The organism is Amycolatopsis bartoniae (genome assembly GCF_014191255.1).
Lineage (GTDB): Bacteria > Actinomycetota > Actinomycetes > Mycobacteriales > Pseudonocardiaceae > Amycolatopsis_E > Amycolatopsis_E bartoniae.
On the sequence record NZ_JACHWH010000001.1, the window covers coordinates 1791084 to 1816591 of the forward strand.

The 25508-nt window shown below is 70.7% G+C and carries 24 protein-coding genes, 1 tRNA gene, 1 pseudogene and 1 riboswitch; of the genes and pseudogenes, 13 read left to right on the top strand and 13 right to left on the bottom strand.

The window, feature by feature from the left end:
• Window positions 1-13: 13 nt before the first annotated feature.
• Window positions 14-553, bottom strand: coding sequence for a cupin domain-containing protein (locus FHX82_RS08645; RefSeq protein ID WP_145934122.1), 540 nt, complete (start codon window positions 551-553; stop codon window positions 14-16).
• A 107-nt stretch (window positions 554-660) separates the two neighbouring features.
• Between FHX82_RS08645 and FHX82_RS08650 the strand changes: the two genes are divergently transcribed.
• The 3 genes and pseudogenes from FHX82_RS08650 to FHX82_RS38160 form a co-directional block, all read left to right on the top strand.
• Entirely contained in the window at window positions 661-1233 is a 573-nt protein-coding gene (locus FHX82_RS08650; RefSeq protein WP_145934123.1) for a TetR family transcriptional regulator, read from the top strand.
• 4 nt (window positions 1234-1237) lie between these two features.
• Complete coding sequence (locus FHX82_RS36855; RefSeq protein WP_229880454.1) at window positions 1238-1468, top strand: hypothetical protein; 231 nt, start codon at window positions 1238-1240, stop codon at window positions 1466-1468.
• A 164-nt stretch (window positions 1469-1632) separates the two neighbouring features.
• Window positions 1633-1808 (top strand): annotated as a pseudogene (locus FHX82_RS38160) (transposase); the annotation flags it as partial.
• Between the two features lie 147 nt (window positions 1809-1955).
• On the opposite strand, the gene FHX82_RS08660 reads toward FHX82_RS38160, so the two are convergent.
• The gene (locus FHX82_RS08660) at window positions 1956-2549 is read right to left on the bottom strand and encodes a TetR/AcrR family transcriptional regulator (RefSeq protein ID WP_145934151.1); all 594 of its coding nucleotides are present in this window, start codon (window positions 2547-2549) and stop codon (window positions 1956-1958) included.
• A gap of 85 nt (window positions 2550-2634) precedes the next feature.
• Window positions 2635-3573: an acyl-CoA desaturase gene (locus FHX82_RS08665; RefSeq protein ID WP_145934124.1), complete on the bottom strand. Its 939-nt coding sequence runs from the start codon at window positions 3571-3573 to the stop codon at window positions 2635-2637.
• A 163-nt stretch (window positions 3574-3736) separates the two neighbouring features.
• On the opposite strand from FHX82_RS08665, the gene FHX82_RS08670 reads away from it, so the two are divergent.
• The 4 genes from FHX82_RS08670 to FHX82_RS08685 all read left to right on the top strand — a co-directional run bounded on the left by FHX82_RS08670 (window position 3737) and on the right by FHX82_RS08685 (window position 8070).
• Window positions 3737-3808 (top strand) — tRNA-Gln (locus tag FHX82_RS08670).
• Window positions 3809-3813: 5 nt separating this feature from the next.
• Entirely contained in the window at window positions 3814-5574 is a 1761-nt protein-coding gene (locus tag FHX82_RS08675) for a GGDEF domain-containing protein (RefSeq protein WP_444541917.1), read from the top strand.
• A 46-nt stretch (window positions 5575-5620) separates the two neighbouring features.
• On the top strand, window positions 5621-7093 hold the full coding sequence (gene glmU / locus FHX82_RS08680) for a bifunctional UDP-N-acetylglucosamine diphosphorylase/glucosamine-1-phosphate N-acetyltransferase GlmU (protein WP_145934125.1): 1473 nt from the start codon (window positions 5621-5623) through the stop codon (window positions 7091-7093).
• Window positions 7090-8070 (top strand): ribose-phosphate diphosphokinase, encoded by a 981-nt coding sequence (locus FHX82_RS08685; protein WP_145934126.1) that lies wholly within the window; start codon window positions 7090-7092, stop codon window positions 8068-8070. The genes glmU and FHX82_RS08685 overlap by 4 nt, the downstream gene beginning before the upstream one ends.
• 64 nt (window positions 8071-8134) lie before the next feature.
• Here the strand turns inward: FHX82_RS08685 and FHX82_RS08690 are convergent, their stop codons facing one another.
• Window positions 8135-9145 (bottom strand): hypothetical protein, encoded by a 1011-nt coding sequence (locus tag FHX82_RS08690; protein ID WP_229880547.1) that lies wholly within the window; start codon window positions 9143-9145, stop codon window positions 8135-8137.
• A gap of 267 nt (window positions 9146-9412) precedes the next feature.
• Between FHX82_RS08690 and FHX82_RS08695 the strand changes: the two genes are divergently transcribed.
• The 3 genes from FHX82_RS08695 (at window position 9413) to FHX82_RS08705 (ending at window position 11098) form a co-directional block, all read left to right on the top strand.
• The gene (locus tag FHX82_RS08695; RefSeq protein WP_145934128.1) at window positions 9413-10012 is read left to right on the top strand and encodes a 50S ribosomal protein L25/general stress protein Ctc; all 600 of its coding nucleotides are present in this window, start codon (window positions 9413-9415) and stop codon (window positions 10010-10012) included.
• Window positions 10009-10605 (top strand): aminoacyl-tRNA hydrolase, encoded by a 597-nt coding sequence (gene pth, locus FHX82_RS08700; RefSeq protein WP_145934129.1) that lies wholly within the window; start codon window positions 10009-10011, stop codon window positions 10603-10605. The genes FHX82_RS08695 and pth overlap by 4 nt, the downstream gene beginning before the upstream one ends.
• A gap of 136 nt (window positions 10606-10741) precedes the next feature.
• Window positions 10742-11098: a DivIVA domain-containing protein gene (locus FHX82_RS08705; RefSeq protein WP_145934130.1), complete on the top strand. Its 357-nt coding sequence runs from the start codon at window positions 10742-10744 to the stop codon at window positions 11096-11098.
• Between the two features lie 48 nt (window positions 11099-11146).
• On the opposite strand, the gene FHX82_RS08710 is transcribed toward FHX82_RS08705, so the two are convergent.
• Genes FHX82_RS08710 through FHX82_RS08725 form a run of 4 tightly spaced genes read right to left on the bottom strand, consistent with a single transcriptional unit; the run spans window position 11147 to window position 16164 of the window.
• Window positions 11147-12835 carry a fatty acyl-AMP ligase gene (locus FHX82_RS08710; RefSeq protein WP_145934131.1) on the bottom strand — a complete coding sequence of 563 codons (1689 nt, stop codon included), beginning with the start codon at window positions 12833-12835 and terminating at the stop codon, window positions 11147-11149.
• Window positions 12836-12867: 32 nt separating this feature from the next.
• Window positions 12868-14616: an ABC-F family ATP-binding cassette domain-containing protein gene (locus FHX82_RS08715; RefSeq protein WP_145934132.1), complete on the bottom strand. Its 1749-nt coding sequence runs from the start codon at window positions 14614-14616 to the stop codon at window positions 12868-12870.
• Complete coding sequence (locus tag FHX82_RS08720; RefSeq protein WP_145934133.1) at window positions 14617-15576, bottom strand: 4-(cytidine 5'-diphospho)-2-C-methyl-D-erythritol kinase; 960 nt, start codon at window positions 15574-15576, stop codon at window positions 14617-14619.
• 9 nt (window positions 15577-15585) lie between these two features.
• The gene (locus FHX82_RS08725) at window positions 15586-16164 is read right to left on the bottom strand and encodes a TetR/AcrR family transcriptional regulator (protein ID WP_145934134.1); all 579 of its coding nucleotides are present in this window, start codon (window positions 16162-16164) and stop codon (window positions 15586-15588) included.
• Between the two features lie 134 nt (window positions 16165-16298).
• Here FHX82_RS08725 and FHX82_RS08730 point away from each other — a divergent pair, with 134 nt between their 5' ends.
• On the top strand, window positions 16299-17717 hold the full coding sequence (locus tag FHX82_RS08730; RefSeq protein WP_145934135.1) for an MFS transporter: 1419 nt from the start codon (window positions 16299-16301) through the stop codon (window positions 17715-17717).
• A gap of 41 nt (window positions 17718-17758) precedes the next feature.
• On the opposite strand, the gene FHX82_RS08735 is transcribed toward FHX82_RS08730, so the two are convergent.
• On the bottom strand, window positions 17759-18775 hold the full coding sequence (locus FHX82_RS08735) for a methionine ABC transporter ATP-binding protein (RefSeq protein WP_145934136.1): 1017 nt from the start codon (window positions 18773-18775) through the stop codon (window positions 17759-17761).
• A gap of 175 nt (window positions 18776-18950) precedes the next feature.
• Window positions 18951-19038, bottom strand: a riboswitch (SAM riboswitch).
• Window positions 19039-19103: 65 nt separating this feature from the next.
• Window positions 19104-19958, bottom strand: a complete 855-nt coding sequence (gene rsmA / locus FHX82_RS08740; protein WP_145934137.1) for a 16S rRNA (adenine(1518)-N(6)/adenine(1519)-N(6))-dimethyltransferase RsmA — start codon at window positions 19956-19958, stop codon at window positions 19104-19106.
• Window positions 19959-20097: 139 nt separating this feature from the next.
• On the opposite strand from rsmA, the gene FHX82_RS08745 reads away from it, so the two are divergent.
• Window positions 20098-20292: a hypothetical protein gene (locus FHX82_RS08745; protein WP_183176524.1), complete on the top strand. Its 195-nt coding sequence runs from the start codon at window positions 20098-20100 to the stop codon at window positions 20290-20292.
• A gap of 255 nt (window positions 20293-20547) precedes the next feature.
• Here the strand turns inward: FHX82_RS08745 and FHX82_RS08750 are convergent, their stop codons facing one another.
• The 3 genes from FHX82_RS08750 to metG form a co-directional block, all read right to left on the bottom strand.
• Window positions 20548-21951, bottom strand: a complete 1404-nt coding sequence (locus FHX82_RS08750; RefSeq protein WP_145938110.1) for a resuscitation-promoting factor — start codon at window positions 21949-21951, stop codon at window positions 20548-20550.
• Window positions 21952-22155: 204 nt separating this feature from the next.
• Window positions 22156-23049 carry a TatD family hydrolase gene (locus FHX82_RS08755; protein ID WP_145938109.1) on the bottom strand — a complete coding sequence of 298 codons (894 nt, stop codon included), beginning with the start codon at window positions 23047-23049 and terminating at the stop codon, window positions 22156-22158.
• Window positions 23039-24838: a methionine--tRNA ligase gene (gene metG, locus FHX82_RS08760; RefSeq protein ID WP_145938108.1), complete on the bottom strand. Its 1800-nt coding sequence runs from the start codon at window positions 24836-24838 to the stop codon at window positions 23039-23041. Before metG ends, FHX82_RS08755 begins: the two co-directional genes overlap by 11 nt.
• 48 nt (window positions 24839-24886) lie before the next feature.
• Between metG and FHX82_RS08765 the strand changes: the two genes are divergently transcribed.
• Window positions 24887-25486, top strand: coding sequence for a PadR family transcriptional regulator (locus FHX82_RS08765; RefSeq protein ID WP_145938107.1), 600 nt, complete (start codon window positions 24887-24889; stop codon window positions 25484-25486).
• Window positions 25487-25508 lie beyond the last annotated feature (22 nt).

Consider the following 25508-nt stretch of genomic DNA (forward strand, 5'->3'; position numbering starts at 1 on the left):
GGGGTGCGCGGGACTAACGGGTTGTCGTGCGGTCCGCGCCGACCGAGACAGCGACGAGCGTGCAGGGCTCGATGCCGTAATTGCGCCACACGTGCCGGGTGCCGTTCTGGACGACTACGTCGCCTGCCCGTAACACGGCTCGTTCGCCATCGTCGAGTTCGAGCGTGGCCTCGCCTTGCACGACCATCAGGTAGTCCATCGTGTCGGTGGTGTGCATCCCTGAGCCGTCGGGCTCCATTGAGGCCATCACGCCGGGCATCTGCCGCTCCAGCTCGGCAGAAGCCGCGGCTGCGTCCACGTCCGGCGGTGGGGTCACTCCCTGCGGGGGATGCGTAATGATCACGAAGCGCGATCCATCCCGCGGCGGGAAGTACGTCTCGACGCCGCTGGGCGACCCGTCGTCCGGGAACGTGGGCGGCTCGTCGCGTCCCCACAGCCGGTAAGCGGCGAAGCCGGGCGTCAGCGCAGAGGTGATCGGCTCCACGTTCTGGTCGTCGACCACCCGCGACCTGCCCTCGCTGTCGTGCCCGGTGACGACCCGGCGAACAGTCATGCTGCGCTCTCCTCGAATGCGTCCAAACAAGACTCAGTGATGAGTCTCAGTCTCGTCACCGTACATGGTGACGAGACCGAGTCGCAATGCACCGCTATAGTGGGGTCATGGCCCGCTGGCAATCGGACGCACAGGCACGGCTGGAGGACGCCGCCCTTGAGCTGTTCGCCGAGCGCGGATTCGAGGCGGTGTCGGCCGCCGAGATTGCCGGCCGCGCCGGACTGAGCAAGGCGACGTTCTTTCGCCACTTCCCCGACAAGCCCGAGGTGCTGTTCTGGGGCCAAGACCTGCTCGCCAACACCTTCCGGCAGGCCATCGCGGACGGCGCGGCAGGTGCCTCGCCACTCGAGCTCGTGCGTGCCGCGGTCCTCGCCGTCGACCCCGTTTTCGACGCCGACCGGCACCGCCATGCCGCGACCCGTCAACGCCTGATAGCTTCCTCGGCGACCTTGCACGAGCGCGCCGTGCTCAAGCGCGCCGCGCTTGCCCAGACGATGACCAAAGCGCTGCAGGCTCGGGGCGTCGCCGCCGGGACGGCCGAGCTGGCCGGACTGGCCGGCACCGCGGCGTTTGGCGCGGCATACGAGCGCTGGGCCGCAAGCCCGACCTACCGCGGGTTCGCCGGCTTCGCCCGCCGCGAACTCGACCGGACCGCCCGCGCCGCGGCCAGCCTGAGCTAGTAGCGTGCCGCTGCTCAGTTCTGGTGCTTGGGACTGGGAGGCTGTTGTCCGGCAGGGCCTTTCCTGCCGGACGGCTGACCACCACAGGTGTGCATCCGGCATCGACGATCAGGCGGGCCCGGGTGCTACTCGGCGGTTGCTGGAAAAACACGTCGAACTCACCGAGGAGATCCCGAATCTGGATCACTCCACCATCGGCCGGGTCCTAAAAAAACCGAACTGCGCCCTCATCTGAGGAAGTGCTGGAACATCCCACCGCGGGCGAACGCGGAGTTCGCTGCCCGCATGGAGGACGTGCTGGCGGTCTACGCCCGCCGCACGACCCCGCCCGGCCGGTCGTGTGTATGGACGAGAAACCCTTCCAGCTACTCGGCCAGGTCCGCGACTGTGGTGCTGGTCATGGACAACCTCAACACCCACGGCATCGCCTCGCTCTACGAGGCCTTCGAACCCGGTGAGGCCTTCTCTCTCGCCCAGCGCCTGGAGATCCACACCCCTAAACATGGGGTCCTGGCTCAACATCGCCGAGATCGAGCTGTCCGCGCTGTCGCGGCAATGTCTCGACCCCCGCATCAGTCACCTCGGCAACCTCAACACCGAGCTCACCGCATGGCAGCACGCCATCAACGCCGAGCAACGCCAGGTCCACTGGCAGTTCACCAACGACGACGCACGCGTCAAACTCCGCCACCTATACCCCAAGAATCAGCCACAACACTCTACTAGTGCAGCCGCAGCTTCGGTTTGTGTTCCAAATGCGAGAGCCCGTTCCACGCGAGGTTCACCAGGTGCGCGGCCACCTCGTCGCGCTTGGGTTTGCGGGCGTCCAGCCACCACTGGCCCGTCAGCGCGACCATGCCCACGAGCGCCTGCGCGTACAGCGCCGACAGCTTCTCGTCGTAGCCGCGCGCCGCGAACTGCTGGCCGAGGATGTGCTCCACCTGGCTCGCGATGTCGTTGAGCAGCGTGGAAAACGTGCCCGTCGAACTGGCGACGGGCGAGTCGCGGACCAGGATGCGGAACCCGTCGTGCGACTCCTCGACGTACCCCAGCAACGCGCTCGCCGCCTGCTCCAGCATCGCCCTCGGGTGCCCACCGTGCAAAGTGGACACCATCCGGTCGAGCAGCACCTGGGTCTCGCGGTCCACGACGACGGCGTAGATGCCTTCCTTGCCGCCGAAGTGCTCGTACACCACTGGCTTCGAGACGTTGGCGCGGTGCGCGATCTCCTCGATCGAGGTGCCGTCGAAACCCTTTTCCGCGAAGAGGGCGCGGGCCACGTTCAGCAGTTGCTGACGTCGCTCCGCGCCCGTCATCCGCACCCGCGCCACCGGCTCCGGGGGCCGCGCCCCCGTAACCAGTTCGCGCTTCGACCTACGTCTTCCCGCCACCGGGCAGAGACTATTCCGCTTCCAGGCGGGCCAGCCGGGTCGGGGTGGGCCAGCGGACGCTGTGCACCCAGCCCAGCTTCTCGAACAGCCAGATCACCCGCGCGGAGATGTCGATCTGGCCGCGCTTCACGCCGTGCCGCGCCGACGTCGGGTCGGCGTGGTGCAGGTTGTGCCACGACTCGCCGAAGGACAGGATCGCCAGCGGCCAGAAGTTCGCCGACTTGTCGCGCGCCGCGAACGGGCGCTCACCGATCATGTGGCACACCGAGTTGACCGACCAGGTCACGTGGTGCAGCACGCACACCCGCACCAGCCCGGCCCAGAAGAACGCGGTGACGCCGCCCCACAGCGACCACGTGACAAGCCCGCCGATGATGCCCGGCACGACCAGCGTCAGCAGCGTCCACAGCCAGAAGTACTCGTCGACCTTCTTGATCGCCGGGTCCTTGAGCAGGTCCGGGGCGAACCGCTCGGCGTTGCTCTGGTCGCGCTCGAACAGCCAGCCCATGTGCGCGTGCCAGAAGCCCTTCGCGATGGCCACCGGCGAGGTGCCGAAGGCCCAGGGCGAGTGCGGGTCGCCGTCGCGGTCGGAGAACGCGTGGTGGCGCCGGTGGTCGGCGACCCACGTGATCACCGGGCCCTGCACGGCGAGGCTGCCCGCGATGGCGAGCGCGACGCGCAGCCAGCGCTTGGCCTTGAACGAGCCGTGCGTGAAGTACCGGTGGTACGAGACGGTGATACCGAGCCCGCTGATGCAGTAGAAGACCACGAAGAGGCCGACGTCCACCCAGCTCAGCCCCCACCCCCAGGCGAAGGGAACGGCGACCGCCACCGCGAGCAACGGCAGGATCACGCCGAGGTACACGGAGAACTGGACGCCTGCGGGGCGCTGCCCGCTGGTGACCGGTTTCGGGCCTTTGGTGGGAGTCGGTTCCAGGGTAGCCGTCATGCGCAACACTTCTTCCTGCGAAAACGACCCGGGGAAGGGTCGCCTTACCTACGTATGCGTAAGTTACGGTACAGGAGGTTTACCCCCAGGGGGAGAGCCGAAAACCAGGCCGAACCCCAGCACCGGGGGCGGTTTGCCGCGTCGGTATTCTGACCAGGCACGATCCGCCGTAGTGTAATTGGCAGCACTTCAGATTTTGGTTCTGACAGTTCAGGTTCGAATCCTGGCGGCGGAGCAGCCGTGCCCGACCCCGACGATCGAGGGGGTGCCCCCCTGCAAGGCGAGAGCGAGACGAGCAGAAGACCAGCGCTGGCCGAGCTGTCCGACGCCTGGCTGGTGGGGCGCTCCCGGGAGCTGATCGCCGCGGTCCAGCACACCGACCGCGAAGAGCAGTTGGACATCGTGCGCACGGTCGACGAGCTGCTCGACGAGACCCAGCGGCGCGGTGAGCCCGTGCTGGTCGCGCAGCTGCTGCGCGCCGCCTCGCTCGCCCGGCTCGTCACCCGCGGCCTGGCCGGGGAGTCCGAACCGCTGCTCGACGAGATGCTGGCGCACACGCGCCGCCACGGGCTTTCCCTCTACCGCGCGGACGCGCACGCGTTGCGCGGCCGCCGGCTCGTGCTCGCCGGCCAGGAGGACGCGGCGCTCACCGAGATCGCCCGCGCGCTGGCGATCCTCGACGACTCCGACCGGCCGGACGTGCAGACACCGCGCCGCGAGTGGGCGAAGACCCGGTCCAGCGCCTTCATCGACTGCTGGCTCGTGCTCAACCAGCTCGGCGTGTACGAGGCGGCCGAGGACGTCATCGCGCGGGCGCACCAGGCGGTCCGCGAGACCGCGGGGCCGCACGAAATCACGCTCCAGCTGATGAACCGCGTCAAGATGCTGCTCGGCTGGGCGCTGCGGCTGGAGCGGGTGGACCGCCACCGCGAGGCCGCCACCAAGTTCGAGACCGCCGCGTCCATGGCCGTCGCCGTCGAGGCCCCGTTCGCGGAGTCGCTGTTCCCCCGGCGCCTCGGCGTGCCCGCGGTCGAACAGGTCGGGGTGCTCGCCGCCGCACTCGCGCTCGCCGATCCCGCCGCCGGGCACATCGACCGGCTGCAGCGGCTGCTCGTCGAGCCCGGGTACCCGCACGAGCAGGTCATCGTGGCCATCGCGTTGGCCCGCTGCCTGGACATCGCCGGCCGCCGCGACGAGGCACTCAAGGCGCTGCAGTCCACGCGGCTGGGCCTGGAGGAGGACAACTCGCAGCCGTCGATGCGGCTCAACCTCATCCGCGAGCTGGCCCGGCTGGACTTCGAGGAGAACGGCGAGCGCGAGAAGCTGGCCTCGTTCGTCGAGTACGCCACGGCGCTGGAGATGGAGCTGTGGTCGCTGCGCGAGTCGCAGATCGCCACGCTCAACACGCGCCGCGAGCACGAGCGGCTCTCGGCCCAGCACGGCGCGGTCAGCCAGCAGGCGCTGCAGGACCCGCTCACCGGGTTGCCGAACCGCCGCGCGCTCGACGAGCACCTGCGCACGCTTTCGCAGTCCACCACCGCCCAGCCGCTCGCCGTCGCACTCATCGACCTCGACGGCTTCAAGGGCGTCAACGACGAGCACTCGCACGCGGAGGGCGACGACGTGCTGCGCGTGGTCGCCAGCACGCTGCGCGACGCGCTGCGCGGCGACGACATCGTGGCCCGCTACGGCGGGGACGAGTTCGTCGCGCTGCTGCCGGGCGCGCCGGTGTCCGCCGCGAAGCAGGCGCTGATGCGTGCCGTCAACGCGGTGTCATCCCTGCCACACCACCTTTCGCACGGCGTCACGCTGTCGGTCGGGCTGGTGTCGCTGCGCCCGCAGGAGCGGGCCGACCAGGTGCTCTCCCGCGCCGATGCCGCCATGTACCAGGCGAAACGCGGTGGCGGCGACCAGGTGGCCACGGCGAACGCGGTGCCGGGCGAGACGTCGGCGGCGTGGGCGGAAGCCGACCCGCCGCCGGCGGCCGAAGAGCTTCCGTAGGATCGTTGCCCGGTAAGCAACGCCGCCGTCTGCAGTTTGGAGTGCCGTGACCGGCCCGCTGAGCACACTGGTCCTCGCCGCGGGCGAGGGCACCCGGATGCGTTCCACCACCCCGAAGGTCCTGCACCCCATCGCGGGCAGACCGCTGGTGGAGCACGCGGTCCGTGCGGCCGCCGGCCTGGAGCCGGACCACCTGGTGGTGGTCGTCGGGCACGGCCGCGAAGCCGTCGCCGCGCACCTGGAGCAGCTGGGCAAGGCGCTGGGCCGTCCCGTCACCACCGCCGTGCAGGAGGTGCAGCAGGGCACCGGGCATGCCGTGTCGTGCGCGCTGGAGACCCTGCCGGCGGACCTGACCGGCACGGTGCTGGTGAGCTACGGCGACGTGCCGCTGCTGGACACCGAGACGTTGTCGGCGTTGCTGGCCGAGCATCGCGACGCGGGCAACGCCGTCACGGTGCTGACAGCCGTGCTCGAAGACCCGACGGGCTACGGCCGCATCATCCGCGACGCGGACGGGGCCGTGCGCGGCATCGTCGAGCAGCGCGACGCCACACCCGACCAGCTGGAGATCACGGAGATCAACTCCGGGGTCTACGCGTTCGACGCGGCACTGCTCGCCGACGGCCTCACCCGGCTGTCGACCGACAACGCGCAGGGCGAGCTGTACCTGACCGACGTGCTCACCAACGCGTGCGCCGACGGCCGCAAGGTCGGCGCGCTCGTCGTCGACGACCCGTGGCTGACCGAGGGTGTCAACGACCGCGTGCAGCTGTCCGTGCTGGGCGCGGAGCTGAACCGCCGGATCGTGCGCCGCTGGCAGCTGTCCGGCGTGACGGTCGTCGACCCGGCCACCACGTGGCTGGACGCGGGCGTGACGCTCGCGCGCGACGTGCGGATCGAGCCGGGTGTGCAGCTGCACGGCGAGACCACGATCGGCGAGGGCGCGGTGATCGGCCCCGACACCACCCTGACCGACGTGCGGGTGGGCGCGGGCGCGAAGGTGGTGCGCACGCACGGTTCGGAGTCGGAGATCGGCGAGAACGCCAGCGTCGGCCCCTTCGCGTACCTGCGGCCGGGCACGGTGCTGGGCGAGGCTGGCAAGATCGGCACGTTCGTCGAGACGAAGAACGCGAACATCGGCAAGGGCTCGAAGGTGCCGCACCTGACGTACGTCGGCGACGCCACGATCGGCGAGCACAGCAACATCGCCGCCTCCAACGTGTTCGCGAACTACGACGGGGTCCGCAAGCACCACACCAGGATCGGCTCGCACGTGCGCACCGGCTCGGACACCACGCTGGTGGCCCCGGTCGAGGTCGGCGACGGGGCCGTGATCGGCGCAGGTACCGTGATCAGGCGAAACGTCCCACCGGGGGCGCTTGCGGTCTCCACCGGACCGCAGCGCAACATTGAAGGCTGGGTGGCCCGGCGCAGGGCGGGCACACCCGCGGCGGAGGCGGCGGAAGCCGCGCTCGCCGCCGAAGGGAACCAGGAAACCGAGCGGGAGTCGTCGAAATGAGTCCTAAGTCCGGCACGCCGAAGAAGAACCTCATGCTCTTCTCCGGCCGCGCACACCGGGAACTCGCGGAAGAGGTGGCCAAGCACCTCAACGTGACGATCACCCCGCAGACCGCGCACACCTTCGCCAACGGCGAGCTGTTCGTGCGGTTCGAGGAGTCGGTGCGCGGCACGGACGCCTTCGTCATCCAGAGCCACACCACGCCCATCAACGAGTGGGTGATGGAGCAGCTGATCATGGTGGACGCGCTCAAGCGCGCGAGCGCCAAGCGGATCACCGTGGTCATGCCGTTCTACCCGTACGCGCGGCAGGACAAGAAGCACAAGGGCCGCGAGCCGATCTCGGCGCGGCTGATCGCGGACCTGTTCAAGACCGCGGGCGCCGACCGGATCATGACGGTCGACCTGCACACCGCGCAGATCCAGGGCTTCTTCGACGGCCCGGTGGACCACCTGTTCGCGCAGAGCCTGCTGGCCGACCACATCAAGAAGACCTACGGCGACGCCGACATCGCGGTGGTCTCGCCGGACTCCGGCCGCGTGCGGCTGGCGGAGAAGTGGGCGCAGCAGCTGGGCGACCGGCCGATCGCGTTCATCCACAAGACGCGTGACCCGGACAAGCCGAACCAGGCGGTGGCCAACCGCGTGGTCGGCCAGGTCGAGGGCAAGCTGTGTGTGCTCGTCGACGACATGATCGACACCGGTGGCACGATCGTGAAGGCGTGTGACGCGCTGCTGGCCGAGGGCGCGGCCGACGTCGTCATCGCCACCACGCACGGCATCCTGTCCGACCCGGCCACCGAGCGGCTCTCGGAGTGCAAGGCGCGCGAGATCATCGTCACGAACTCGCTGCCGATCCCGGAGGAGAAGATCTTCCCGCGGCTCACGGTGCTGTCGATCGCGCCGATGCTCGCGGAGGCCATCCAGCAGGTCTTCGAGGACGGCTCGGTGACGAGCCTCTTCGACGGCCACGCCTGATCCCCGGCCCACGGCGAACGACCGGTGCGAACCGGTCGTTCGCCGTGTCGGTCTTCGGGGCTGATCAGGGAGTCAGCGCCGCGGCGACCTCGTTCTTCAGCGCGGCCGGGTCGACGGTCGCCACCGGTTCGGCCGATACGTTCGGCGTCGCGGCCACCCGCGCGGTCCCGGTCAGCTTCGGCAGCGCGAACTTCACCGAGCACGACAACGTGGAAGTCCCGTTCAGCGGTGTGACCAGCTCCTGCCCGCAGTCCTGCTCGCCGAGCCTCGGCGACGACACCGCGGTCTTCAGCACCACCCGCGCCGACGCCCTCGGCGCGTCCCCGAGCAGGTCGTTGTCGACGTGCACGGTGTCAGTGCAGGCGCCCGAACCGGTGCAGTGCAGCGTGTGGCCGGTGACCGTGGTGGCGACCACCGGCCCGGCCACGAACGGCTGACCGAGCCCGTCCAGCGTCTCGTCGAACCGCGACCGCAGGTCCGCGAGCCGGTCGGCCACCACCGGCCGGACGCCGATGTCGGTGCGGCCGACCGTCTGCGGCACGACCGGCGCCAGCAGCGCCGACGCGAAGCTCACCACCCGGTAGGGCGGCGCCGCGGTCACCCGGAGGCCGGACAGGTCGAACACGTCCAGCCCGTCGGCCAGCGTGGCGCGCAGCGACCGGTCCACCGGCGAGACCGCCGACCGCAGCGCCTGCGCCACGGTCGCCGGCGCGAACGTCCAGCCGGGGTCGAAGGCCAGCACCGCACGCGCCCAGCGGGCGCCGTACTCGGCCGCCCGGTCCGCCGCCATGCCCTGCTCCTGCCAGTGCGCCGCGGGCGCCCGCACGAACAGGTCACCGCCCGCGCGCAGCGCCTGGACCTCCTGCCCGTGCAGCGGCAGGGTGCCGGTGACCAAACCCTTCTGAGTGACGGTGAAGGCCTGTCCCGAGCCCAGCTCGTACGTCACCGCCGTCTCGCGGGCCAGCGCGCCGAGCGCGCCCTCCACAGCGGAACGCGGGTCCGGCCCACCTGCGGGTGCAGCGCTTTCACAGGCTGTCAGCAGCAGCACCGCGACCAGGGCGAGCAAGCCCCTCACGGTCCTTCGCGGCATTCGGGCACCCCCTGACTTCCAAGCTTCCTACTTGCCGGAGCGACCCACCGCAACCCCTGGGAGGCGGAATGCTTACACTGAGCAGGTTGTCTCGGCGAGGCGGGCACCACAGGTACCCCCGGTGCCCGACGTGATCGACGCGGCGGCTTGAGTGGCCACGCGCTGTGCACGTTTCGCTGGAGCTCGCCGCCGCAGACACCGCCCGCCTGATCCCCGTGCGACAAGATCCACCGTTTTAAGGAGTACAAGACCGTGTCCGAGGTACGTCTGTCCGTCGAGCCGCGCACCGAGTTCGGCAAGGGCGCCGCGCGCCGCACCCGTCGCGCCGGCAAGATCCCCGCAGTGCTGTACGGCCACGGCACCGAGCCCCGGCACCTCGCGCTGCCGGCGCTCGAGTTCGCCCGCGTGGTCCGCGAGAACGGCAGCAACGCCGTGCTCACGCTCGACGTGGACAACGCCAGCGAGCTGGCCCTGACCAAGACCATCACCGTCCACCCGCTCAAGAACTACATCGAGCACGTCGACCTGCTCGTCGTCAAGCGCGGCGAGAAGGTCACCGTCGACGTGCCGGTGGTCATCACCGGTGAGCCGGCGCCCGGCGGCCTGGTCAACCAGGACGTCGACACGATCTCGGTCGAGGTCGAGGCGCTGCACATCCCCGAGCAGTTCGAGGTCTCCATCGACGGCGCCGAGGTCGGCACCCAGATCACGGCGTCGCAGGTCACCCTGCCGTCGGGCGCGAACCTGCTGACCGACCCCGAGGCGCTGGTCGTCGCGGTCACCGAGCCGCAGGCCGAGGCCACCGACGAGGCCGCGGGCGAGGGCGAAGGCGAAGAGGCCGCCGCGGAGTGACCGCTCCCGATCTGCCCGGGACCGACGAGCAGGTGCTGCTCGTCGGTCTCGGCAACCCCGGGCCCCGCTACGCCGCCAACCGGCACAACGTGGGGTTCATGGTGCTGGACGAGCTCGCCGCGCGCGTGGGCGGGAAGTTCAAGGCGCACAAGGGCGGCGCGGAGGTGCTCGAAGGCAGGCTGGCCGGGCGCCGCGTCGTGCTGGCGAAGCCGCGCTCGTTCATGAACCTCTCCGGCGGGCCCGTCGCGGGCACCGCCAAGTTCTACAAGATCGGGCCGGAGGGCGTCGTCGTCGTGCACGACGAGCTGGACGTGCCGTTCGGCGGGCTCAAGCTGAAGCTCGGCGGCGGCGACAACGGGCACAACGGCCTGCGGTCGATCACCAAGTCGCTCGGCACCCGCGAGTACTACCGGGTGCGCTTCGGCATCGGGCGGCCGCCCGGCCGGATGGACCCGGCGGATTTCGTGTTGAAGGACTTCTCGACGGTCGAGCGCAAGGAGCTCCCGTTCGAGGTCGACAGGTGCGCCGACGCGGTCGAGGCGCTCCTCGGCAAAGGGCTGACGGCGGCTCAGAACGCCTTCCACGCTGGGTAGCCGTCTTTCACCCACAGGCGTGGGTTGCTTCTCCCCATCGTGTTTCTGCGCGAGCCGGACCTTTCCGGCGCGGTGTGCCGCGGCTAGGACTGTGTGCGGGAAGAGTCCCGGTCTAGCTGAATGTGGAGAACCCGTCATGTCTCTTACCGCCGAAGAGGTCCGCCGCGTGGAGTTCGGGAACGCGCCGATCGGGCGGCGCGGCTACGCCAAGAACGAGGTGGACGCGTTCGTCCGGCGCATCGCGAAGACCCTGGAGGGCGAGGACGACCTCACCGCGGCCGAGGTGCACCACGTGATGTTCGACAAGCCGCTGCTCGGCAAGCGCGGGTACGACGAGCGCGAGGTGGACGAGTTCCTGGAGCGGGCGGAGGACACGCTGGCCACGTTCACCAGCCGGGCGCACCCACTGCCGAAGGCGCGCACGGGCGCGGAGCCGGGTGTGCACACCCCGGCGCCGGGCCCACAGCCGAGCGTGGAGCTGAGCCAGTCCTGAGGTGCGTGGAGGGGCGGGTCACCGGTGGCGTCCCGCCCCTCCGGCGCGTCAGTGGCTTGCCGACTGGTGGATGCGGTCCGCGAACTGCGCCGCCGTCGCCGCGCGTTTCACCTTGCCCGAGGGGGTCTTGGGCAGGCTGCCGGACGGCAGGACGACCACCGCGTACGGGCGCAGGTCCACCGCGTCACGCACGCGTGCCGAGACCTCCTTCACCAGCCGCCGCTCGGCGTCGGCGTCTCCGGCGAGCTTCGACTCCAGCACCACCGCGAACCGCTCCCGTCGGGTGCCCGCGTCGATCCGCACGGCCACCGCGTTCCCGGCCCGCACGCCTTCGACCGACGTCGCCGCGCGTTCGATGTCCGTCGGGTAGATGTTGCGGCCGCCCATGATGATGACGTCCTTCTTGCGGCCGCAGATGACGATCTGCCCGTCCACCAGGTATCCGAGGTCGCCGGTGTTGAGCCAGCCGTCGGCGTCCTGCGTCGGCACCGGGCCGTCGACCGTCAGGTACCCCGGGGTCACCGCCTCGCCGCGCAGCCGGATCTCCCCGACCTCGCGCTCGCCCCGCCGCTTGCCCTCGGCGTCCACGATCTCCGCTTCGAGCCCGTCCAACGGCCGCCCCAGGACCGCGAACGACCGCACCTCCTCGGTGCCGCGCCGCGGGTCACCCTCGGGCACCGGCACCGCGCGGTCGTCGGCCTCCAGCGCGTCCGCTTCGACGTAGTCCAGCGTCAGCCCGGTGAACAGCGGCGCGAACGAGACGGCGAGCGTCGCCTCGGCCATGCCGTACGCGGGGAAAACGCACTCCGGGGGCATCTTGAACCGCGCACCCGCGTCGGTGAACGTCTTCACGGCCGTCTCGTCGATCGGCTCGGCGCCGTTGAGCGCAATGCGCAGCGTGGACAGGTCGTAGGCGTCGTCGTCCTCGACCTTGGCCAGACGCCGCCCCACGATCGCGTAGGCGAAGTTCGGCGCGGCGGTGGTGGTCGCCTTGTACTTGCTGATCAGCTCGGGCCAGACCAGCGGCCCGGACAGGAACTCGACGGGCGTGATCTTGATCAGCTCGACGCCGAACGTCATCGGCACGGTCAGGAACCCGACCATGCCCATGTCGTGGAAGGTCGGCAGCCAGGACACCATGATGTCGCGGTCGAACACGAACTCCGCGCGGTCGACCATCGCCTTGATGTTGGTGTACAGGTTGCCGTGGTTGATCCGCACCGCCTTGGGCTCGGCGGTGGAACCGCTGGTGAGCTGCAGCAGCGCGACGTCGTCCTCGGTCACGGGCACGGGCTCGGCGAGCGGTTCGGCTTCGAGCAGCTCGGTGATCACGCGGAAGGCGATGTCGTGCTCGGTGAGCACGGGGGCGAGCGCGTCGAACGGCTCGCCGAGCAGCACCAGCCCGGCGCCGATCATGTTCAGCACCTTGACGGTGTCCTCCGCCCACACGGCGAGGTCCGTCCGCGGCGTCGGCTGGTGCAGCATGGTGACGCTGCCGCCGGCGAGCCACACGCCCTGCACGGTCGGGGCGATCAACGCGGGCGCGGCCGCCAGCACGGCGACCGGCGTCCCCGGCCGCAACCCGTGCTCGACGAGCCCGCCCGCCAGGCGCTTGGCCTGCTCATGGATTTCGGCCCACGTCCGGCGCACCGGCTCCTTGGGCTCCCCGGTGACCATCCCACGCTGCTGACCACCCGCCGTCGCCGTGGCGACGAGCGTGTCGACGAACCTGCTCATGGTGCAGACCCTAACTGGTGGGGTGAACTCGTTCACTCCACCAGTTCGGAAGTCTCCAGCCAGCGGGCCTCGACGTCGTCCTTCTCGGCCAGTACCGACTTCAGCTCCGCGTTCAGCTCCACCAGCTTCTCCGGGTTGGTGGCGTTGGCGGCGAGCTGGTCGTGCAGGTCGGTTTCGCGTTTGGACAGCGTGTCCAGGCGCCGCTCCAGGCGGCCCAGCTCCTTCATCGCCGCGCGGTGCTCGGCGGCCGACGACGACTGCTTCGGCGCCGCCGGAGCGGACACGGGCGCCGGGGCGCGGCGCGTCAGGTACTCGTCGATCCCGCCCGGCAGGTGCGTGATGCGGCCGTCGCCGAAGAGGGCGTACACCCCGTCACACACGCGCTCCACCAGGTACCGGTCGTGCGAGACCACCACCAGCGTGCCGGGCCACGAGTCGAGCAGGTCCTCCAGCTGCTGCAGCGTGTCGATGTCCAGGTCGTTCGTCGGCTCGTCGAGCAGCAACACGTTCGGCTCCGCCATCAGCAGCCGCGCGAGCTGCAACCGCCGCCGCTCGCCGCCGGACAGGTCCTCGACCGGCGTCCACTGCCGCGCGGCCGGAAACCCGAGCCGCTCGGCCAGCTGCGACGCCGACATCTCCTGCTTGCCCAGCACCACGCGCCCCGCGATCTCCTCGACCGCTTCGAGCACGCGCAGCTGCCCCGGCAGCTCTTCCAGCTCCTGCGAAAGGTGCGCGAGCCGGACCGTCTTGCCCTGGATCCGCCGCCCCGCCGCGGGCTCGGACTCCCCCGCCAGCAGCTTCAGCAACGTCGTCTTGCCCGAACCGTTCACGCCGACCAGACCGATCCGGTCGCCAGGGCCGATCCGCCACGTCACCGTGTCCAGCACCGGCTTGTCGCCGGCGTTGAGGGTCACGTCCTCCAGCTCCAGCACGGTCTTGCCGAGCCGGCGCCGCGCGAAGCTGAGCAGCTCCACCGAATCCCGCGGCTGCGGCACGTCCGCGATCAGCGCCTCGGCCGCCTCGATCCGGTACCGCGGCTTCGACGTCCGGGCCTTCGCGCCGCGCTGCAGCCAGGCCAACTCCTTGCGCGCCAGGTTCTGCCGCTTCTCCTCCGCGCTGGCCGCGAGCCGGGCCCGCTCGGCACGCGCGAACACCCAGTCCGCGTAGCCGCCCTCGTACTGCTCGACCTTGCCGTTCGCGACCTCCCACGTGCGGCCGCACACCGTGTCGAGGAACCACCGGTCGTGGGTGACGACGACGAGCGCGGTGCGGCGGGCGAGCAGGTGGTCGGCGAGCCAGCGCACGCCTTCGATGTCGAGGTGGTTGGTCGGCTCGTCCAGCACGATCAGGTCGAGGTCACCGACGAGGGCGGCGGCCAGCGAGATCCGCCGCCGCTCACCGCCGGACAGGTTCGCCGTCGGTGACTCCAGTCCCAGCGCCGTGAGCCCGAGACCGTCCACAATGGAACGGACGCGGGCGTCGGCCGCCCACTCGTGCTCGGCCGCGTAGTGCGACAGCACGGCGTCGCGGACCGTGGTGCCCTCGCCCAGTTCCGTGCGCTGCGTGACCACGGCCATGCGCAGGTCCCGGACCCGGCTGACGCGACCGGAGTCGGGCTCGGCGATGCCGGACAGGACCTCCAGCAGCGTGGTCTTGCCGCCGCCGTTGAGACCGACGACGCCGATGCGCTCGCCTTCGGCCACGCCGAGCGAGACCTGGTCGAGCAGGGGCTTGACCCCGTAGGACTTGCTGACGGATTCGAGGTTGATCAAGTTGGCCATTTAGGCGTGCACCTGGGGAGGAGGAGTGGGACGAACGTCGTCGCCGGTGACGAACCGGGCACCGGGCACCGGGCCGTGGGCCACGCGGGTGGTGCGGCACACGCCGGCTCCCGCCAGCTCGGCGGCCACCTCCAGCGCGCTTTCCCCGTCGGCGCACAGGAAAGCGCACGTCGGGCCCGAGCCGGACACGGTGCCGGCGAGCGCACCGGCGTTGACGCCCGCGCGCAGGGTGCGGCGCAGGCCCGGTCGCAGCGAGACCGCCGCGGCCTGCAGGTCGTTGCCGAGCAGCAGCGCGAGCTGCCGCGGGTCACCGGACGCGAGCGCCTCGACGGCGGGCGCGTGCGAGCCGACGCGCGGCGGGTTCCCGCTCTCCCGCAACCGGTCCAGCTCACCGAACACGCGCGGGGTGGACAGTCCTTCGTGGTCGAACGCGAGCACCCAGTGGAACGTGTGCCGCGACAGCACGGGCACGAGTTGCTCACCGCGGCCGGTGCCCAGCGCCGTGCCGCCGTACAGCGCGAACGGCACGTCACTGCCGAGCGTCGCCGCGATACCGGCCAGCTCGTCGCGGCCGATCTCCAGCTTCCACAGCGCGGCGAGCGCGACCAGCGTGCCCGCCGCGTCGGCGCTGCCACCCGCCATGCCACCGGCGACGGGAATTCCCTTGCGGACGGTCACCCGCACCTTCGGGTCGCTCTTGCCCACGTGCGCGGCCAGCGCCTCGACGGCGCGCCACGCGAGGTTGTCCGGACCGGTCGGCACCTGGTCCGCGCCCTCCCCGGAGATCTCCAGGCCCGGCTCTTCGGCGACCGCGACCGTCACCTCGTCCGACAGCGACAGGGCGTGGAACACGGTGGTCAGGTCGTGGTAACCGTCCTCACGCAGGTCGCCGACGGACAGGTGCAGGTTGATCTTCGAGGGCACCCGCACGGTGACTGGTGGCGGAACGACGGCAAGCACCCGTCAAGACTACGTGGCCTCCCCCGCCGTCCGCCCGCGAGGAGAAACAAGTTCCAGCGCGACCTCCAGCGCGACCTTCCCCGGCTCCGAGACGGGGGTGTCCGCCCAGAAGTGGGGCGCGTTGCCCATGATGAGCGCGACCAGCGCGAGGCGCCCCCTCAGCTGCGTGGCCGGGTCGCGCTCGCCCGCGCCGATGATCTTGAACAGCTCCTGCATGCGCTCGAACAACGGGTTGCGCCCGCGGAACTCCTTCATCGCGGGCTGGTTGTCCTGCATGAACCGCATCACCGGGCCGAACCGCCCCTCGACGAGCGCGGCCATCCGGCGGATCAGCTCCTCGCGGGCCCCGGCGGGGTCCTCCTGCTCACGCGCCCACGCGAGCACCTCGTCCATCGACTCGGCGAGGTCGTCGAGCAGGCTCGAGACGATGTCCTCCTTGGTGCGGAAGTGGTAGTACAGCGCGGCCTTGGTGACCCCGAGCCGTTCCGCGATCTCCCGCAGCGAGGTCTTCTCGTACCCCTGCTCGACGAACAGGTCGAGCGCGACCTGCTGGATGCGCTCCCTCGTGTCGCTGCGACGCCCCGCCATCGCCGTCCTTCCTGAGACTTTCTCATTACTAACTTGACGCCCGGCTAGTTTCCAGCTTACCGTACGTCCAGCAAGTTAACTTGTCGGCCGACAAGTAATGACTGGCTCTCAGCTTACTTCGTGAGGGGAACTCCATGACAACGACACTCAGCGCGCCTGCCGAGGCGCGCAGTGACCGGCGCCGGTGGTGGGCGCTGGTCGCGATCGGACTGGCCCAGCTGCTGGTCATCGTCGACACCACCATCGTCAACATCGCGCTGCCATCGGCGCAGCACGACCTCGGCATGTCCGACACCGCCCGCCAGTGGACGATCACCGCGTACACGCTGGCGTTCGGCGGGCTCCTGCTGCTCGGTGGACGGCTCGCCGACCGGCTGGGACGGAAGAACACGCTCATCGTCGGCGCGCTCGGCTTCGCGCTCGCGTCGGCCGTCGGGGGCGCCGCGAGCGGACCAGGCATGCTGATCGCGGCCCGCGCGGCGCAGGGGGTCTTCGCCGCGATGCTCGCGCCGTCCACGCTCTCGCTGCTCACGGTCACGTTCACCGAGGCGAAGGAACGGGCGAAGGCCTTCGGCATCTTCAGCGCGATCATGATGTCCGGCGCCGCGCTCGGCCTGCTCGCCGGCGGCGCGCTCGCGCAGTACCTCGACTGGCGCTGGTGCCTCTACGTGAACCTGCCGCTCGCCGCGGCGGCCGCGGTGCTCGGCTGGTTCGTGCTGCCGAACGTCGAGGGGCACCGGGAAACCCGGCTCGACTGGATCAGCGCGATCCTCGGCAGCGGCGGCATCGTCTCGCTCGTCTACGGGCTGTCGGAGGTGGCCACGCGCGGCTGGGGTTCGGGGCTGGTGCTGGGTCTGCTCGGCGTCGCCGTGGTGCTGGTGACTGCGTTCGTGCTCCGGCAGGCCCGGGTCGCGAACCCGTTGCTGCCGCTGCGGATCCTCGCCGACCGCACCCGCTCGGCGGCCTACCTGACCATCGGCGCGGCGTCGTTCGGGATGTTCGGCCTGTTCCTGTTCCTGACCTACCAGCTGCAGGCGATCATGCACTACACGCCGTTCGAGGCCGGCCTGGCGTTCCTGCCGTTCCTGCTGGGCAACGTGCTCGTGTCGACGCTGCTGTCGCGCCGCCTGCTGCCCCGCACGGGCCCGCGGCCACTGCTCACGATCGGCATCCTGCTGATGGCGGTGGGGCTGGCCGGGCTCACGCTGCTGACGCCGGGCGCGTCGTACTGGGGCCTGATCCTGCCGGTCGAGCTGGTCATCGGCGCCGGGGCGGGATTCGCGATGCCGGTGGTGATGAACACCGCGACCGCGCGGGTCGCGGACGCCGACGCGGGGGTGGCGTCGGCGTTCATCACCACCTCCCAGCAGGTCGGCGGCTCGGTCGGCACGGCGTCGCTCAACTCGATCGCCGCCAGCGCGACCACCGCGGCCGCGGGTCTCGGCGCGACGGGGGCGACCGTGCACGGCTACGCGGTCGCGACCGGCTGGGCGAGCGGGATCCTCACCGCCGCCGCGCTCGGCGTGTTCCTCCTCGTCGGCAAGCGGCGCTGAGAGACACGGAGGGCCCCACCGCGCGGTGGGGCCCTTTCGCGTCAGGCGGCGACGAGCCGCTTCGGCGTGGCGCCGGTCAGGTGCGTGACGTGGGCGCCGTGCTCGGCGATCCACGCCAGCGCGTGATCCGACCGGGCGCCGCGGACGCCGACGCGGAAGCGGGCGACGGGGGTGTCGCCGATGCGGGTCAGGCCGCCGCCGATGGTCGCCAGCTCCACCTCGAAGCGGCTCGCGGCCTCGGGCAGCAGGGCCCCGACGGCGGCGAAGCCGACCAGCACCACGTCGGCGGCGCGGTCGTAGGTCGCGGTCTGCGCGGGCGGGGTGTCGATGACGGGCAGGAGCGTCTCGGCGACGCGGCTACCGGGCGCGGCGAGCAGGTCCAGCAGCGAACCGTGCTCGACGACGCGGCCCGAGTCCAGCACCGCGACCTGGTCGCAGACCCGCCGCACCACTGCGCCGTCCTGCGTGGTGAGCAGCACAGTGACACCCAGCTCGGCGCGGGCGCGGTCGAGGACGGTGAGCACGGAGCCGCTCTCCTCGCTCGCGACACCGGCTGTCGGGTCGTCGGCGAGCAGCACCGCGGGACCGGTGGCGAGCGCGCGGGCTACGGCGAGCCGGCGGCGCTGGCCCTCGGTCAGCTCGCCGGGCTGCTGGGTGGCGCGCTGGGTGAGGCCGGCGAGATCGAGTACGCGGCCGACGCGGCTTCGGCGCTGCGGGCCGTCGACGCCGAGCTGCTCCAGCGGGGCGGCGACGTTGCCGGCGACGGTGCGCTCGGCGTTCAGTGGCGAGGAGCCGTCGAGGACGGCGACCTGGCGGCGCACCTCACGCAGCCGCCGCCCGTCGAGGCCCGCCGTGTTCAGCCCGTCGAGGCGGATCGTGCCGCGGTCGGGTTTTTCTTGCAGGGCAACGACTTTCGCCAACGTGGACTTGCCGGCGCCGGCCGGGCCGACCACGCCGTAGAGCGAGCCTGCCCCGATTTCGAGGCTCACGTCACGGAGCGCGAGGACGGGGGAACCCTTGCCGGGAAAGGACTTGGTCAGGTTTTCGAGGGTGATCACGGGAAGCTCCCAGGTGTGCGGGCGTCGCGAAGGGGACCGTCCGATGTGGACGGCCTGTGGGGTGAAGGGGATCGAACTCAGCGAAGAGAACGGTCAGCGACGACACGCACACGCGGTGCGACGGCACTCATCGACGACTCGGCGCCTGGTGAGCATTCGCGTGCGGTACACAGATCCTCCATCGATCCTGGCGGTAGCACCTGCCCGGCGGGTGGTTGCTGCGACTTCGGCGAGCCAGGTCTCTCAGTCGCTCGGGATGGATACCCTTGAAGTAGAACGGATGTCCTGTGTTCCGCGCAAGTATCCCGGTGCAGATCACACCCGTGGTTCACACGGACGGCGGTAAGTGAACACCCTGAGCGATTTGCGCAAAATCCCTTACCGTGAGCTGCTCGCCGCGGGCCCTGGGATCGATGCCCGCCGCTTGGAGCAGTTCTTCCGCGCGGGCGGCGGAACCGGCCCACGACGCGAGCGCGGCGCGCAAAGTCTTGCGCCGCTGGGCGAAGGCCGCGTCGACGACCGCGAAGACGGCTTTCCGGTCGGCCGTCGAGACGGGTTCGGCGGCACGCTCGAAGGAGACGAGCGCCGAGTCCACGTTGGGCACGGGCCAGAAGACGGCCCGCGGCACGGCGGCGACCTTGCGGGCCTTGCCGTACCACGCGATCTTGACGCTGGGCACGCCGTAGGTGCGGCTGCCGGGGCCCGCGGCCATCCGGTCGGCGACCTCGGTCTGGACCATCACCAGCGCGCGGGCCAGCGAGGGCAGCTCGGCGAGCAGGTGCAGCACGACGGGCACGGCCACGTTGTAGGGCAGGTTGGCGACGAGGGTCGACGGCGGCTCGGGCAGCTCGTCGGCGCGGAGCTTGAGGGCGTCGCGTTCGAGGACGGTGAGCTTGCCGCCGGGCACCCGTTCGGCGACGGTGCCGGGCAGGCGGGCGGCGAGGACGGGGTCGATCTCGACGGCGGAGACCCGCGCGCCGGCGGCGAGCAGGCCGAGGGTGAGCGAGCCGAGCCCGGGCCCGACCTCCAGCACGGCGTCCCCTTCGCCGACCCGGGCGAGCTCCACGATGCGGCGCACGGTGTTGGGGTCGTGGACGAAGTTCTGCCCGAGCTTCTTCGTGGGGCGCACCTCCAGCTCGGCGGCCAGCCTGCGAATCTCGGCCGGACCGAGGAGCGTCGTCACAGGATGAAGATTACCCGGCGGGTGGTGGCAGCCGGGGACGGCGGCCTGGGGTTGGGGTGGGGGCGCGGCGGGACGGCGGGTGGAGGCGGGTGGGGTGGCGCGGCGAGCGTGGGGAGTGAGGCTGCGCGGGAGGCGGGCGGTGGCGTGGCCGGTGGCGGGCGCGGCGGGCGGTGGCGTGGTGGCGGCGGCTCAGGCCCGGGCGGACGACGGCGTAGCCGGTGGGGTGGGACGGCGGGTGGAGGCGGATGGGGTGGCGGGCGGCAGGGTTGGGGTGGTGGCGCGGCGGCAGGACAGCGGGTGGCTACCGCGCGGCGGGCGGTGGCTGCCCGGCTGATGGCGGCGCGGCCGGTGGCGGGCACGGCGGGCGGTGGCGTGGTGGCGGCGGCCCAGGCCCGGGCGGACGACGGCGCAACCGGTGGGGTGACGCGGCCCGGTGATGGTGGCGGCGGCCGGTGGGGTGGCGCGGCGGCAGTCGTGCGGCCGGACGACTGCACAGCCGGTGAGTGGCGTGGTGGGCCGGAAACGCCGCTGGGCGGCCACCCCTGGAGGTGGCCGCCCAGTGCAAGGCGTAAGGGAACCTTCGAGGCCGTCAGGCCTTCTTGCCGCAGACGGGCCAGGCGCCGTAGCCGCCGCGGTCGTCGCGGACCTTTTCCGCGATCGCGATCTGCTGTTCGCGCGTGGCCTGGCTCGGCAGGGGCGCGTAAGCCGTCCCGCCGTACGCCGCCCAGGTCTGCTTGTCGAACTGCAGGCCGCCGTAGTAGCCGTTGCCCGTGTTGGTCGCCCAGTTGCCGCCGGACTCGCACTGCGCGATGCGGTCCCACGCGGAACCGTCGCCGCTGATGGCGGGCTGCTTCGTGCCGATGCGGATGATCTTCGGCTTCGCCTCGGTCAGCACCTTCACCGAGAGCTGCTCCCGGGCGGTCTCCTGGCCGTTCTTCTTCGTGACCCGGTAGGTCACCATCTGCTTGCCCGGCGTACCCGGGTCCTGCACGACCTGCTGCCCCGCGTCGAGCGTGGCGTCCTTGATCTGCTGGACCGGCGGGTCGATGTCCTCTTCCTGGTTGATCACCGACACGCCGGTGCGGCTGATGTGCACCTCGGCACCATCGGTGATCTTGAACTGGAGGCCGCCGTCGACCTCGTCGTCCGGGCCCAGCGAAAGGTTCTGGTCCTTGAGGAAGTCCCCGGCCGTGATGGCGTTGGTGGTGACCTGCCGCGGCGCCGCGTCCCCGTCGTAGACCGTGACGTGCTTGAGCGTGTTGATCGTGACCGTCGAACCGCCCAGCGGCAGCTCCGCGTTCGGGGCCATCGAGAACAGCGTGCCCGGGCCGAACTTGCCGTTCAGGCCCAGCTGGTCGAGCGCCTCGGCGAGCGTGTCCGCCCGGACCCACGACTCCTGGGTCACGCCATCGACGACCAGGTTCAGGTGCCTGCCGTGCTCCAGCTTGATGACACCGCCGTCGCCGACCGCCGCCTGCGGGGACGGGGAGAGCGCGTCGTGCTCGCCGACCGTCAGGCCCGCGTCCTGGAGCACCTCGCCGACGGTCTTGCCGAAGCTGTGCACCGTCTGCGTGTGGCCGTCGACGTCGACCGTGACGCTCTTGTTCATCGCCAGCGCGGCCGCGCCGCCGCCGGTGATGCTGATCAGCAGGGCCAGGACCGAGCCGCGGAGGAACCGCTTCTTCCAGGTCTTGACCGCGGAGACGAGAGCCTGCTCCGGCTCGTCGTCGGCCTCCACGGTGGCGGTGCGGTCCGCGGAAGCGAGGTCCGGCAGCGCCAGCGGGGGCAGCATGGTGGTCTCGGCGTTGATCAGCCGGATGAGCTCGTCGACGTCGAGCTCGGCCTCCGCCATCAGGTCGTCGGCGTCGGGGCCCAGCACCGTGCGCACGTCGTGCTCGGTGATGGCGAGGTCGTCGGAGAAGTCCCAGTCTTCCTCGGGGTTCGGCCAGTCCAGCGTGCCGACGCCGCCACGGGTGGTCGTGAACCAGTCCATGGTGTCGTCCAGGTGCGCGTGAGCCTGTCTACTACCAGTCACAGCAGGTCGTTCCCTTTCGCACTAGCGGCATCCACAGTCCTCGTCATCCCCGATCCCGACCTGCACTGACTCGAACTGCGGAGGTGCTCGACCGATTAATCGGTTGGCACGATCACGGGACAGTAACGGGTCCCGGCGGGTTGCGCAAACACCCCTCGGAATCTAGTGGCCTTCGTCACTCCTCCGAGTGGTGGGGTCGGTTCCCCGAATGTCGCAGTCCGTTGAATCCGTTGTGACAGAAGGCAACCGGAACACGCGCTCGGCGTTCCGGCAAGCCGCCGAAGCGACGTCTTCCACCGGCTGTTCCCGCAGCTCAGCGAGGTACCGCACGGTGTAGGCCGTGCAGTAGGGCTCGTTGGGCCTGCCGCGGAACGGATGCGGCGTCAGGAACGGCGCGTCCGTTTCCACCAGGAACTGCTCCGAAGGGACCAATTTCGCGGCTTCCTGGAGTGCGCTCGCGTTCCGGAACGTCACAGTGCCCGCGAACGACAGGACGTAGCCCGCGTCGACGCAGCGGCGGGCGAACTCCGCGTCCCCGGAGAAGCAGTGGAACACCACCTGCTCCGGCGCGCCCTCCTCGGCGAGCACGCGCAGCACGTCGGCATGCGCGTCCCGGTCGTGGATCATCAGCGGCTTCCCGACCCGCTTCGCGAGGTCGATGTGCCACCGGAACGCCTCCTGCTGGGCGTCGTGCGGCGCGTAGTCCCAGTAGTAGTCCAACCCGGTCTCGCCGACCGCCACGACGCGCTCGGCGCCCGCCAGACGCTCTACTTCGGACCGCTCGGCGTCGCCGAAGTCCTTGGTGCGCGTGGGATGGATGGCCACGGCGGCGTACACGCGGGAGTCCCATGTGGACGCCTGGGTGACCCAGCGGGCCGACGCGAGGTCGTCCGCGACGGTCACCACTCGCGTGACGCCGGCGGCCGCGGCGCGGTCCACCATCGCCGTCACGTCGGCCGCGGTGACCGCACCGCAGGCGTCCAGATGGGTGTGCGAGTCGACCACCGGCGCCGGGAGCCGCTCCGGCACCGGCGGTCGTTCCTTCTTATTCGGCACGTTCGATCGGGGCCCACTCCGGCCCGGTCTCGCCGAGCTTCGGGTCCAGCTTCGCGAACAGCGGCGTCGGCTTGGCCAGCGGCTTCCCGACCTCGATCGGCGTGGACTGCCAGCGCGCCTGCTCGGCCGCGTAGTCGCCGGTCAGGATCGGGTTGCGGCGGCCGGGCAGATCGAGGTCCTCGACCTCCTTGAGCTCCGGCTGCGCCGCCCACACGCCCGTGCCACCGAGCGCCTCGTGCACCTTCTGCGCCGCGTGCGGCAGGAACGGGGTCAGCAGCGTGTTGGCGTCCGACACGACCTGCAGCGCGGTGTGCAGCACGGCGTCGCGACGTTCCGGGTCGTCCTTGAGCTTCCACGGCTCCTGGTCCGACAGGTACCGGTTCGCGGCCGTGACCACCCGCATGGCCTCCGACGCGGCCTGCTTGAACCGCGAGCGGACCAGGTGCGCGCCGACGGTCTCGAACGCCTGCCGCGAGACCGCCTTCAGCTCCTCGTCCGCCGGGGCGGGCTTCGCCGGAGCCGGGATGGCGCCGTTGTTCTTGTGCGCCATCGAGATCGAGCGGTTGACCAGGTTGCCCCACTCGTTGGCGAGCTCGAAGTTGGTGCGCCGGACGAACTCGTCCCACGTGAAGTCGGTGTCCTGCGTCTCCGGCCCCGCCACGGCGATGAAGTAGCGCAGCGAGTCCGGGCCGAACTCACGCAGGAAGTCGTTGACGTAGATGACCGTGCCGCGCGAGGTGGAGAACTTCGAGCCACTCATCGTGAGGAACTCACTGGAGACGATCTCGTCGGGCAGGTTCAGCCTGCCGTACGGGCCGGGCTCGCCACCCTTGTCGCCCTCGCCGTTGTGCCCGAGCAGCAGCGCGGGCCAGATCTGGGCGTGGAAGGTGATGTTGTCCTTGCCCATGAAGTAGTAGCCCCGCGCGTCCGGGTTGGTCCACCACTCCTGCCAGGCGTCCGGGTTGCCGCTGCGGCGCGCCCACTCCACGCTCGCGGAGAAGTAGCCGATGACGGCGTCGAACCAGACGTAGAAGCGCTTCAACGGCTGGTCGCGCCAGCCGTCCAGCGGCACCTTCACGCCCCAGTCCAGGTCACGCGTGATCGGCCGGGGCCGCATGTCCTCGACCAGGTTCTGGGTGAACTTGAGGACGTTGGGGCGCCAGTCGGTGCGCGTGGTGAGCCACTTGCCGAGCGTCTCGGTGAACGCGGGCAGGTCGAGGAACAGGTGCTCGGTCTCGACGAACTTCGGCGTCTCGCCGTTGATCCGCGACTTCGGGTTGATCAGGTCGCTGGGGTCGAGCTGGTTCCCGCAGTTGTCGCACTGGTCGCCGCGCGCGCCGTCGTAACCGCAGATCGGGCAGGTGCCCTCGATGTAGCGGTCGGGCAGGGTGCGGCCGGTGGACGGGCTGATCGCGCCGGTGCCGGTCTTCGGCACCACGTAGCCGTTGCGGTGCAGCGCCAGGAAGATCTGCTGCGTGACCTCGGCGTGGTTGCCGGTGGTGGTGCGGGTGAACAGGTCGTAGCTCAGCCCGAGGCCCTGCAGGTCGGAGCCGATCTGGGCGGCGTACTTGTCCGCCGTCTGCTGGGGGGTGAGCCCCTCCTTGTCCGCCTGCACGGTGATCGGGGTGCCGTGCTCGTCCGTCCCGGACACCATGAGCACCCGGTTGCCCGCCATTCGCTGGTAGCGGGAGAAGACGTCCGACGGGACGCCGAAACCGGACACGTGGCCGATGTGGCGGGGGCCGTTGGCATAGGGCCAGGCCACCGCCGTCAACACTGGGGTGCTCATGCTTTATTAGCGTACGGGGACTGTCATGTCCGTTTCTTGGAGGTGCTCGTGACGGCGACCCGGCTGCTCGTGCTCGGCGTGGTCCGGATGCACGGCGCCGCCCACGGCTACCAGGTGCGCCGCGAGCTGCTGACGTGGTCGGCGGACAAGTGGGCCAACGTCCAGCCGGGATCGATCTACCACGCGCTGAAGAAGATGACCGCCGAGAAGCTGCTGGAGCAGGTCGAAACGGAGAACGGCGCGGGGCCGGACCGCACGGCGTACCGGCTCACCGAGGACGGCGAGACCGAGTTCCAGGTGCTGCTCGCGAAGTACCTTTCGCAGTCCGGAGATCCCGACGCGTCGCAGGACGCCTACCGGCTCGGCGCGGCACTGACCTTCCTCACCGCTCTGCCCCGCGAGCGGGCGATCTCGCTGCTGCGGCAGCGCGCGACCCAGATGGAGGGGCAGCGGGCGGCGGTGGCGGATGTCCTGGACCACGGCACGTCGTGGGGGCAGCCCGAGCACGTCACCGAGCTGTACCGGCTGTGGGGGACGCAGGTCGAGGCCACCGTCGGATGGGCGCGGGACCTGATCACGCGGCTGGAAGCGGGCGAATACGTCATGGCGGATGATCCCGGACGGTCATTCGGCGAATCCCCGCAGTAATCAAGTTTGACTAGCTCCCCAT

Bases quoted from the DNA above. Each gene is read 5' to 3' on its own strand.
- FHX82_RS08730 (WP_145934135.1), top strand. From the start codon at position 16,299: ATGACAACGACACTCAGCGCGCCTGCCGAGGCGCGCAGTGACCGGCGC.
- FHX82_RS08750 (WP_145938110.1), bottom strand. From the start codon at position 21,951: ATGGACTGGTTCACGACCACCCGTGGCGGCGTCGGCACGCTGGACTGG.
- FHX82_RS08650 (WP_145934123.1), top strand. From the start codon at position 661: ATGGCCCGCTGGCAATCGGACGCACAGGCACGGCTGGAGGACGCCGCC.
- FHX82_RS08705 (WP_145934130.1), top strand. From the start codon at position 10,742: ATGTCTCTTACCGCCGAAGAGGTCCGCCGCGTGGAGTTCGGGAACGCG.
- FHX82_RS08725 (WP_145934134.1), bottom strand. From the start codon at position 16,164: ATGGCGGGGCGTCGCAGCGACACGAGGGAGCGCATCCAGCAGGTCGCG.
- FHX82_RS08685 (WP_145934126.1), top strand. From the start codon at position 7,090: ATGAGTCCTAAGTCCGGCACGCCGAAGAAGAACCTCATGCTCTTCTCC.
- FHX82_RS08665 (WP_145934124.1), bottom strand. From the start codon at position 3,573: ATGACGGCTACCCTGGAACCGACTCCCACCAAAGGCCCGAAACCGGTC.
- FHX82_RS08645 (WP_145934122.1), bottom strand. From the start codon at position 553: ATGACTGTTCGCCGGGTCGTCACCGGGCACGACAGCGAGGGCAGGTCG.
- metG (WP_145938108.1), bottom strand. From the start codon at position 24,838: ATGAGCACCCCAGTGTTGACGGCGGTGGCCTGGCCCTATGCCAACGGC.
- FHX82_RS08660 (WP_145934151.1), bottom strand. From the start codon at position 2,549: ATGACGGGCGCGGAGCGACGTCAGCAACTGCTGAACGTGGCCCGCGCC.
- FHX82_RS08715 (WP_145934132.1), bottom strand. From the start codon at position 14,616: ATGGCCAACTTGATCAACCTCGAATCCGTCAGCAAGTCCTACGGGGTC.
- FHX82_RS08710 (WP_145934131.1), bottom strand. From the start codon at position 12,835: ATGAGCAGGTTCGTCGACACGCTCGTCGCCACGGCGACGGCGGGTGGT.